Below are 10,099 nucleotides of genomic sequence, written 5' to 3' on the forward strand. Positions count from 1 at the left end.
CGCCGCGGGCCGCGCCGCGGGCCCCGTCACCGACCTCGGCGCCGCCATCGCCGTCGCCGCCGACCTCACCGGGAAGATCGCGCTGTTCACCCGGGTCGCCGGCCAGGAGCTCGCCCAGGCGCAGGCCGCGGCCGCCCGGGGCGCCGCCGCCGTGCTCATCGCCAACGTGCGGTCCGCGACCTACCCCGAGCGCAAGGCGGCGACCTTCTTCCCGAACCTGGCCGAGCCGGTGGACGTCCCGGTGCTGGGCATCGCCGAGTACCACGCCGCGCGCATCCGCGGCGGCGTCCGGCGGCTGTCCCTGGAGGTGACCCGGCACACCGGGCTGACCTCCTACAACGTGATCGCCGAGCGCAGGGCCACCTTCCCCAACCCGCGGGGCAAGGCGGTCATCGTCAGCGCCCACTACGACAGCGTGCCCGGCTCGCCCGGCGGCAACGACGACGGCAGCGGCACCGTGCTGTGCCTGGAGCTGGCCCGCGTGCTGCGCCGCCTGCCCACCCAGCAGGACATCCGCTTCTGCCTGTGGGGCGCCGAGGAGATCGGCCTGGTCGGCGCCCGCCACTACGTCGGGCGGCTGGACGACGCGGAGGCCGCCCGCATCACCGGCTGCTTCCAGAACGACATGGTCGCCACCAGCCACCCGCCCGCCGGCACCTACTGGCTGCTGTCGGTGGACGGCGCGGACAACACCACCACCGCCGCGGTCGCCGCGGCGGCCGAGCGGCTCGGCTACGTCGGCCAGACCGAGGGGCCGACGGCCCGCGGCTCCAGCGACCACGAGGCGTTCCACGAGCGCGGCATCGCCGCGGGCAACTTCAGCTGGCGCGGCGAGGAGGCCCCCAGCCAGCTGGAGCCCGTCTACCACACCCCCGAGGACACCGTCGCGGGCAACATCAGCCTGCAGCGCCTGCAGGTGTCCCTGGAGCTCATCGGCTGCGCCGCCTACGAGGTGGCCCGCCACCGCTGAGCCACGCCCCGCCTCCCGGCGCCGCCGACCCGCGTCCGCGGACGCGGGGCGGCGCGCGTCGCGCCCGTCCGCATCCGGACGGCTCCTCCGCGAAGTACCGCCAGATGATCGGGAGCGCGGATAGGCTTGGTGGTTTCGTCTGACGCCGATGACGTCCCGGCGTCACCCAGCCATCACATCGCGGAGGAGTACACGCATGCCTACCGACCCGACGGCAGTGGCGCGCGAATCGCCCGAGGAGCGGGACTCCGGCGAGGCCGATCCCCCCGTACCCCGGCAGGCCGCGTCCCCGCGGCAGGAGCCCCCGCAGCAGGAGCCCGCCGACGCCGACGCGGTGCTCGCCGCCGAGCGGGCCCACCTGGCCGAGTCGCGGGCGGCGCTGCGGCGCATGCGCGAGCACGCCGGTTCGCTGTCGGCCGACGTGGCCGCCGACTGGGTGTCGCGGCAGTTCCTGGAGTCGCTGCTGGAGCAGCGGGTCGCCGCGCTGGCCGACCGGCCCGACACCCCGCTGTTCTTCGGCCGCATGGACGCGCGCGAGACCGGCGGCGACCTGCCCGCCACCATGTACATCGGGCGGCGCCACGTCCACGACGGCGACGAGGGCCGTCCTCTGGTGCTCGACTGGCGCGCCCCCGTCGCGCGGGCCTTCTACCGGGCCGGGCCCGCCGACCCCATGGGCTGGCGGCGGCGCCGCCGGTTCGGCTTCCAGGGCGGCGAGCTGACCGCCTACGAGGACGAGCCGCTCGACGGCCGCTCGCTCGGCCCGTCGAGCATCCTCACCCGGGAGATCGAACGGCCCCGCACCGGGCCCATGCGCGACATCGTCGCGACCATCCAGCCCGACCAGGACGAGATCGTCCGCGCCGACCTGCCCGACACCGTGTGCGTGCAGGGCGCACCCGGCACCGGCAAGACGGCCGTCGGCCTGCACCGCGCCGCCTACCTGCTGTTCGCCCACCGCGAGCGGCTGGCCCGCTCCGGCGTGCTGATCGTCGGGCCGAACCGCGCGTTCCTGGCCTACATCTCCGCGGTGCTGCCCGCGCTCGGCGAGATCAGCGTCGACCAGGCCACCGTGGACGACCTGCTCGGCGCGCCCGCCGCCGAGGAGCCCGCCGACGTCGCCGCGCTCAAGGGCGACGCCCGGATGGCCGAGGTGCTGCACCGGGCCCTGTGGCGGCAGGTCCGCAAGCCCGAGGAGGGCCTGCTGTACACCCGCGGCGCCAGCCGGTTCCGGCTCGCCGGCCACGAGGTGCGCGAGATCGCCGCGTCGCTGCGCGGGACGATGCGCTACGCCAACGGCCGCGCCGCGTTCGCCCAGCGGCTGGCGCACCGGGTGCTGGTGCTGATGGAGCAGCGCGGCGAGGCGCCCGACGACCGCGTCCAGGACCAGGTGGCCCGGTCCCGGCCGGTCAAGCGGCTCGTCGACCAGGTGTGGCCCAAGGTCACCGCCGAACAGGTGCTGCACCGCCTGCTGTCGGACGCCGAGCTGCTGCGCGCCGCCGCCAGGGGCGTGCTCGACGAGGACGAGCAGGCCGCGCTGCTGTGGCGCAGGCCGCCCCGGTCGCACCGGTCGGCGAAGTGGACCGCCGCCGACCGCGCCCTGCTGGACGAGCTGAACGACCTGATCGAGCGCACCCGGTCCCTCGGGCACATCGTGGTGGACGAGGCCCAGGACCTGTCGGCGATGCAGCTGCGCGCGCTCGGCCGCCGCTGCGCCACCGGCTCGGCGACGGTGCTCGGCGACCTGGCCCAGGGCACCACCCCCTGGTCGGCGCGCTCGTGGGACGAGGTGCTGCGCCACCTCGGCCGGGACGGGCGGGTGGCGGAGCTGACGATGGGCTTCCGCGTCCCCGGCGCGGTGCTGGACTACGCGGCGCGGCTCCTGCCGCACATCGCCCCCGGCCTGGCCGCGCCCCGCTCCCTGCGCGCGGGGGCGGACGCGCTGACGGTGCGCCGGGTGCCCGACCTGGCCGAGGCCGTCGTCGCCGAGGCCCGCCGCGCGCTGGACCGCGAGGGCTCCGTCGGGGTGATCGTCCCCGACGACGCGGCCGCCGCCCACGCGCGGGCGCTGGCCGACGCGGGCGTGCCGCACGGGCTGCTCGGCCCCGACGCCGGCCCGGACAACGGCGCCGGGGAGCGGCTGCTGGTCGTCCCGGCGACCCTCGCCAAGGGCCTGGAGTACGACCACGTCATCGTCGTCGAGCCCGCCGGCATCGTGGCCGCCGAGCCGCGCGGCCTGGCCCGCCTGTACGTGGTGCTCACCCGCGCCGTCACCAGCCTGACGGTGCTGCACCGCGACCCGCTGCCCGCTGAGCTGGGCGAGGCCCCGTCCCGCTGACCGGGGGCCGCCGCTCCCGCCGCGACGGCGCGCCGGGGCCCCGGGGAATCCGAACGGGATTCCGGTGCGCCGTTGACGCGGTCGGCGCGCTGTTCCTAGGGTGACCGTACCGACCAGTTGGTATGTCGCGCGCCGCGGCCGCGGCTGCCGCTCGTCCCACGGAGGTCAGCCCTTGAGCTCAGCACCGCCGGACGCCGACGACCTGCGCGAACGGGTCCGAAGCTTCCTTTCCGACCACGATCCGTCCGGTATGGAACGGCTGGCGTTCCTGCGGGCCCGGTTCGACGCCGGGCTGGCCTGGGTGCACTACCCGCCGGGCCTGGGCGGGCTCGGCGCGCCCCGCGCCCTGCAGCCGGTCGTGGACGCCGAGTTCGCCGCGGCGGGCGCGCCGCGCAACGACCCCGAACGCAACGGCATCGGCCTCGGCATGGCCGCGCCCACGATCCTGGCCTACGGCACCGAGGAGCAGAAGAAGCGCTTCCTGCGCCCGCTGTGGACGGGCGAGGAGATCTGGTGCCAGCTGTTCAGCGAGCCGGGCGCCGGATCGGACCTGGCCGCGCTCGGCACCCGCGCCGTGCGCGACGGCGACCACTGGGTCGTCAACGGCCAGAAGGTGTGGACGTCCATGGCGCACGAGGCGCGCTGGGCGATCCTGGTCACCCGCACCGACCCGGACGTGCCCAAGCACCGCGGCATGACCTACTTCATCTGCGACATGACCGCGCCCGGCGTCGAGGTGCGGCCGCTGCGGCAGATCACCGGCGAGGCCGAGTTCAACGAGGTGTTCCTCACCGACGTGCGCATCCCCGACGAGCACCGGCTCGGCGAGGTCGGCGAGGGCTGGCGGGTGGCCACCACCACGCTGATGAACGAGCGGGTCGCCATCGGCGGCAACGCCGTCCCCCGCGAGGGCGGCATGATCGGCGTGGTGGCGCGGCTGTGGCGGGACCGCCCCGAGCTGCGCACCCCCGGCCTGCACGACGCGCTGCTGCGGCTGTGGGTGGAGGCCGAGGCCGCCCGGCTGACCGGCGAGCGGCTGCGCCAGCAGCTGGCCGCCGGCGCCCCCGGCCCCGAGGGCTCGGCCGCCAAGCTCGCCTTCGCCCGGCTCAACCAGGAGATCTCCGGGCTGGAGCTGGAGCTGCTCGGCGAGGACGGCCTGCGCTACGACGACTGGACGATGCGCCGCCCCACCGAGGTGGACTTCACCCGCCGCTCGCCCGGCTACCGCTACCTGCGCGCCAAGGGCAACTCGATCGAGGGCGGCACCTCGGAGATCCTGCGCAACATCATCGCCGAACGGGTGCTCGGCCTGCCCGGCGAGATCAGGGTCGACAAGGACGTGGCGTGGAAGGACCTGCCCAAGTGACGGGTCGTTCGGGAACAGCGCCAGACCACCCCGGGGCCGACGGAGGGACGCCCGTGACGAACCTGCTCTACAGCGAGATCGAGGAGGACCTGCGCGGCGGCGTCCGCCGGGTGCTCGACGACCGGTGCCCCTGGACGGGCGTGCTGGCGGGCCTGGAGAAGGACGAGCCGTACGACGCGGACCTGTGGCGGGCCGTGGCCGTCCAGCTGGGCTGCGCCGGGCTGCCGGTGCCCGACGAGCGCGGCGGCGCGGGCGCGTCCTGGCGGGAGACCGCCGTGGTGATGGAGGAGCTCGGCCGCGCGGTGGCGCCCGTGCCGTTCCTGTCCAGCGCCGTCCTGGCCACCGCCGCGCTGCTGGCCGCCGGCGACGCGGGGGCGGACCTGCTCGCCGGGCTGGCCGCCGGGGAGCGGATCGCCGTTGTGGCGGTGCCGTTCAGCACGGCGCCCAAGGGCCCGCTCGGCACGTCCGTGCGGGTGGAGGACGGCGCGCTGACCGGCACCGTCACCGGCGTCGCCGACGGCGCCGCCGCCGACGTGCTGCTGGTCCCCGCGCCCGGCGGCCTGTACGCGGTGGACGCCGCCGACGCCCGCCGCACCCCGGTGACCTCGCTGGACATGACCCGGCGCCTGTGCGACGTCGCGCTGGCGAAGGCGCCCGCCCGCCGCGTCGCGGAGGGCGAGGACGCCGTGCGCGCCGCCCTGACCGCCGGCGCCGCCATGCTGGCCTCCGAGCAGCTCGGCCTGGCCGAGCGGTGCCTGGAGTCCACCGTGGAATACCTGAAGACCCGCTACCAGTTCGGCCGCCCGGTCGGCTCCTACCAGGGCCTCAAGCACCGCCTCGCCGACCTGTGGACGTCGGTCGCGCAGGCCCGCGCGGTGGCCCGCTACGCCGCGTCCTGCCTGGCCTCCGGCGACCCCGACACCGACGTCGCCGTCGCGATCGCCCAGGCCCACTGCTCGGCCGTCGCGGTCAAGGCCGCCGAGGAGTGCGTGCAGATGCACGGCGGCATCGGCTTCACCTGGGAGCACCCCGCGCACCTGTACCTCAAGCGCGCCAAGTCGTCGGCCATCGCCCTCGGCACGCCCGACCGGCACCGGGCCGCGCTGGCCGGCCTGGTGGACCTGCCCCCGGCCTGACCCGCGCCTGCTGGGGCGGCGCGGTCAGGCGGTGTGCTGCCGCCCGCCCCAGCCGAGCATGCGGCGCAGCCGGGAGCGCTCGGGGCCGTCGTCCTGCCCGGCCAGGCCGCCCAGCAGCGAGTCGAACGCCGGCGGCCGCACGCACACGAACGTGGCCCGGCTGCGCCGCGCGCAGTGCAGCCGCACCGACGGCCGCACCAGCCGCGACCACAGGCCCCGGGAGCCGTGCCCGACGACGAGGATGTCGTCCTCGCGGGCCAGCCGCACCAGCACCGCGCCCGGCTCGCCGACCAGCGCCAGCGCCGACATCTCCACCCCGCACGGGGTGCCGTCGGCCACCTCGTCGAGCAGCTGCGCGATCAGCTCCGCACCCGCCGAGCGCAGCGCCTCGGTGACCCCCGGGCCGAGCTGGCCCACCGCCGACACGTGCGGCGGCAGCGGCGCGGCGTGCACGATCAGCAGCGGCAGGCCGCGAAGCCGGGCCTCGCCGATGGCCCACGACAGGGCGCACCGGGCGCCGGGGGAGTCGTCGACCCCCACGACCACGCGCGGGCCGCCCTCCGGTCTCGCGATCATGGTGCCTCGCCTCCGCGCCTCCTCTTCGCATTGTGCCCCACAGCTTGGCAGGCCAGACCCGCGCGTCAAAGGGGGCTCGCGGACGCGGAACCGGCGGCGGGACGGGCGGCGGACGAGCGGCCCGGCGGGCGCGCCGCGCGACCGCTACGCGGTGGCGCGGGGGTCCGGCGGCGCGACGACGTCGTCGGCGAGCGAGCGCACCTCCGGATGCACGTCCGGGGTGGCGCGCACCAGGAGCGCCAGCGACTCCAGCACGGTGACGGGACGGCTCCGGGTCGCCTGCACGGCCGCCATGAACCGCCAGGCGACCAGCTCGGCGACGTCGGCGCGCACGCCCGGATCGACCCACGCGGTGGCGATCATCGCCGCGAGCGCCATCTCCGACACCCAGTCCTCGGGCCCGTACGCCAGATCCACCAGCACGGCCCTGCGCTCGGACTGGTGCCAGGGCTGGTCGGCCCGGTGGTGCGCGATGCCCAGGCACGTCCACGCCTGCACCGAGCGGATCCAGTCGGCGCGGTGCCGGCGGGGGACCTCGTCCGGCACCGGCGGGTGCACCAGCAGCCCCAGCAGGTCGCCGAGGCCCAGCCCGGACAGCCGCACCGCGTCGTCGTAGGCGGCGGGCAGGTGGCGCCACCGGTGGCCCGCCAGCCCCAGGACGGCCTGCACGGCGGCCTGGGACGGAGGGGCCACCGCGGGCCGCGCCGCGGTGCCCTCGTACACCCACACGCCGCCGCGCACCGCGCGCACCGGCCCGTCGGCGAACACCTCGGGCACGGGGCGGCGCGCGTCCGGCTCGGGCACCTCGGTGATGGTGACGCCGTCGGAGACCCCCAGCGACGCCGCGAACGCCATCAGCGCGCTGGGCGGCTCGGGGGCCGAGACGGTCAGCGCGATGCCGCCGGGGTCCTGCGGGCCGTCGTCGGCGAGGACCTGGCGCAGCACGTTGATGACCGCCTCGCTCGGCGACGGGATGTGCCCCAGCCAGTACATCCGCTGCGAATGGTGGGTGAGCACGCCGTCGGCGTGGCCGTTGCCGGGGTTCTCGCGCAGGTAGTCCGCCAGCGCTACCAGGTGGGCCAGGTCGCCGTCGCGCTCGAAGCGCATCCCGCAGGCCGTGGGGAAGGCGCTGGGGTCGTGCGGGTCCTGCTGCAACGCGCGCTCGACCCACGCCAGCCCCTCGGCCGGGCGCCCGGCGAGCGCCAGCAGCTCCCCGATGTCGGTGTGCAGGGCCAGGTTGCCCGGGTCGAAGCGCAGCGCGCGCAGCCACGCCTGCTCGGCCTCTTGGTAGCGCTGCTCGGCGCGGTAGGCGTACCCCAGCGCCATCGCCGCGTGGAACGACGGCTCCACCGACTCCGCGCGCGCCGCCAGCCCGATGGCCTCGCCGGTGGCGCCCACGCGGCGCATCAGGATCGAGGACGTCCACAGCATCGCGCCGTGCCCCGGGTACGCCTGGCACATGGCGCGGGCCAGGTCGCAGAACGGCCGCAGCGGCGGCCGCTCCTCCTCGGGCACCGGATCGCCCAGCTTGCTGGCCAGCCGCATGACCAGCATGCTGACGTCGTCGGGCGCCAGCCGGGCGGGCAGGGCGGGGTCGCGCGTCCACGGCACGTCCGCCCAGGCGCCCCCGGGCTCGTGGCACTGCGCCGACACCAGCAGCGACAGCGCCTGCTGCGGCTCGCCCCGCGCCGCCAGCACGTGCGCCCGGGCCACGACCGTGCCCAGGAACACCGGCTGGTCCAGGGGGAACAGGTCCGCGCCGCCCCGCGGGTGCGCGGCCAGCGCCGCCAGCAGCTCGTGCGTCTCGGGCAGGACGGGGTCGTACACCAGCGCCCTGGCGACATGGTCGGCCGCGTGCCGCAGCTCCCCGTCGTCGAGCGCGAGCCGCGCCATGCTCAGCTCGCCCTGAGCCTGCAGCCGGGGATCGGCCATGCCCTCGCTCGGATCCGTCACGTGCCCCCTCCTAGATCCGCGGATGCTGGATGAACCCTGCCATACGGGACTGACGGAACGCGCGGGGATTGCGCACACAGGGTGCAGCGGACATTACGCCGCGGCGCGGGGCGCGCCCCGGCGGCACCGCGCCGCCCCCGTGTCCGGCATGCCGGTACGCCGTACGCAAACTCGCTCAGGTTTCCACTGAGCGGAAAGCCGTCCCCCTCGCCGGGGCGGACCGCTGCCAGGGTGAGGGAAGGCGGCGGCCCCGGATGCGGACGGCTCCGGGCCCGCTGCGCGCAACGGACCACGCGGCGGCCCGCCGATGCCCCTCCGTGGCATGACCACTGCTGTGCAGACGCCCGAACGAGAAGGGACACGGGCATGACCCATCCCCCGTACCTGCATCCCGACTACAAGAGCACCGTCCTGCGCGCCCCCTCCAAGCCGCTGGTGATGCCCAAGCTCGGGCCCGAGGCCGTGGAGCTGACCTCCCCGGTCTTCGGCCACCAGGAACTGGGCACGCTGGACAACGACCTGACCCGCCAGCACCGCGGCGAGCCGCTCGGCGAGCGCATCATCGTGACGGGCCGGGTCCTGGACTCCTCCGGGCGGCCCGTCCGCAACGCCCTGGTCGAGGTGTGGCAGGCCAACGCCGCCGGGCGGTATGCGCACGCCGGCGACCAGCACCCCGCGCCGCTCGACCCCAACTTCACCGGGGCGGGCCGCTGCCTGACCGACGACGACGGCCGCTACCGGTTCACCACCATCAAGCCCGGCGCCTACCCCTGGCGCAACCACCTCAACGCCTGGCGGCCCGCGCACATCCACTTCTCGGTGTTCGGCACGGCGTTCACCCAGCGGCTGATCACCCAGATGTACTTCCCCGGGGACCCGCTGTTCCCGTTCGACCCGATCTTCCAGTCGATCCCGGACGCCAAGGCCCGGGAGCGGCTGATCTCCCGCTTCGACCTGGACACCACCGAGCCCGAGTGGGCGCTGGGCTACCAGTTCGACATCGTGCTCGGCCAGACCCCCATGGAGGAATCGTGACGGCGACCAGCGGCGAGACCACCCCGGCCACCCCGGCGCTCGGCGTCACCCCGTCGCAGACGGTGGGCCCGTTCTACGGGTACGCGCTGCCCTACGACGACGGCCCCACCCTCGTGCCGGGCTGGCACAAGGGCGCGATCCGGCTGCACGGCCGGGTGCTCGACGGCGCGGGCGACCCGGTGCCCGACGCCCTGCTGGAGATCTGGCAGGCCGACGCCGACGGCTCGATCCCCCGCCGCCCGGGCGGACTGCGCCGCGCCGGGCACGACTTCTCCGGCTTCGGCCGCTGCGGCACCGACCCGGCCGGCCACTACTGGTTCAGCACGGTCAAGCCCGGCCGCGTCGGCGAGGGCGCCCCTTACATCGTGCTGCTGGTGTTCGCGCGCGGCCTGCTCAAGCCGGTCTTCACCCGGGTGTACTTCCCCGAGGACACCGCCGACCACGCCGCCGACCCGGTGCTCGGCGTCGTCCCGGAGGACCGCCGCGCCACCCTGGTCGCCGAACGCGACGGCGAGGCGTCGTATCGTTTCGACGTGCACCTGCAGGGCGAACGGGAGACCGTCTTCTTTGACCTGTGACCGTCCACGGCCCGCCGGGGCCGTCTCACCCGACGCGGGCCTGCTGTCGGCGGTGCGGGCGGGCGACGAGGCCGAGGCCGCCACCGGCGACGCCGCGTGGCTGCAGGCGCTGCTGGACGCCGAGGCCGCGCTCGCCCGCGCGCAGGC

General features: G+C 76.0%; 7 protein-coding genes and 1 pseudogene. 6 read left to right on the forward strand and 2 right to left on the reverse strand.

Annotated features, from left to right (window positions below; translation table 11 throughout):
• The 4 genes from ABD879_RS30560 to ABD879_RS30575 all read left to right on the forward strand — a co-directional run.
• Positions 1 to 970 (forward strand): M20/M25/M40 family metallo-hydrolase (locus tag ABD879_RS30560; protein ID WP_345025209.1); only part of this gene is annotated, 970 nt, incomplete at its 5' end.
• A gap of 196 nt (positions 971 to 1,166) precedes the next feature.
• Complete coding sequence (locus ABD879_RS30565; RefSeq protein WP_345025211.1) at positions 1,167 to 3,308, forward strand: HelD family protein; 2,142 nt, start codon at positions 1,167 to 1,169, stop codon at positions 3,306 to 3,308.
• Between the two features lie 172 nt (positions 3,309 to 3,480).
• Positions 3,481 to 4,674: an acyl-CoA dehydrogenase gene (locus ABD879_RS30570; RefSeq protein ID WP_345025212.1), complete on the forward strand. Its 1,194-nt coding sequence runs from the start codon at positions 3,481 to 3,483 to the stop codon at positions 4,672 to 4,674.
• Between the two features lie 53 nt (positions 4,675 to 4,727).
• A complete protein-coding gene (locus ABD879_RS30575; RefSeq protein ID WP_345025213.1) occupies positions 4,728 to 5,810 on the forward strand; it encodes an acyl-CoA dehydrogenase family protein in 1,083 nt (360 codons plus the stop codon).
• A 24-nt stretch (positions 5,811 to 5,834) separates the two neighbouring features.
• Here the strand turns inward: ABD879_RS30575 and ABD879_RS30580 are convergent, their stop codons facing one another.
• Complete coding sequence (locus ABD879_RS30580; RefSeq protein WP_345025214.1) at positions 5,835 to 6,386, reverse strand: universal stress protein; 552 nt, start codon at positions 6,384 to 6,386, stop codon at positions 5,835 to 5,837.
• A gap of 144 nt (positions 6,387 to 6,530) precedes the next feature.
• Positions 6,531 to 8,339 (reverse strand): tetratricopeptide repeat protein, encoded by a 1,809-nt coding sequence (locus ABD879_RS30585; RefSeq protein ID WP_345025215.1) that lies wholly within the window; start codon positions 8,337 to 8,339, stop codon positions 6,531 to 6,533.
• Positions 8,340 to 8,693: 354 nt separating this feature from the next.
• On the opposite strand from ABD879_RS30585, the pseudogene pcaH reads away from it, so the two are divergent.
• Together pcaH and pcaG are read left to right on the forward strand one after the other, a co-directional pair.
• Positions 8,694 to 9,374 (forward strand): annotated as a pseudogene (gene pcaH, locus ABD879_RS30590) (protocatechuate 3,4-dioxygenase subunit beta); the annotation flags it as partial.
• Complete coding sequence (gene pcaG, locus ABD879_RS30595; RefSeq protein ID WP_345025216.1) at positions 9,371 to 9,952, forward strand: protocatechuate 3,4-dioxygenase subunit alpha; 582 nt, start codon at positions 9,371 to 9,373, stop codon at positions 9,950 to 9,952. The pseudogene pcaH and the gene pcaG, both read left to right, overlap by 4 nt.
• Positions 9,953 to 10,099: the final 147 nt, after the last annotated feature.

Origin of the sequence: Actinomadura keratinilytica (assembly GCF_039539665.1) — a bacterium.
Lineage (GTDB): Bacteria > Actinomycetota > Actinomycetes > Streptosporangiales > Streptosporangiaceae > Spirillospora > Spirillospora keratinilytica.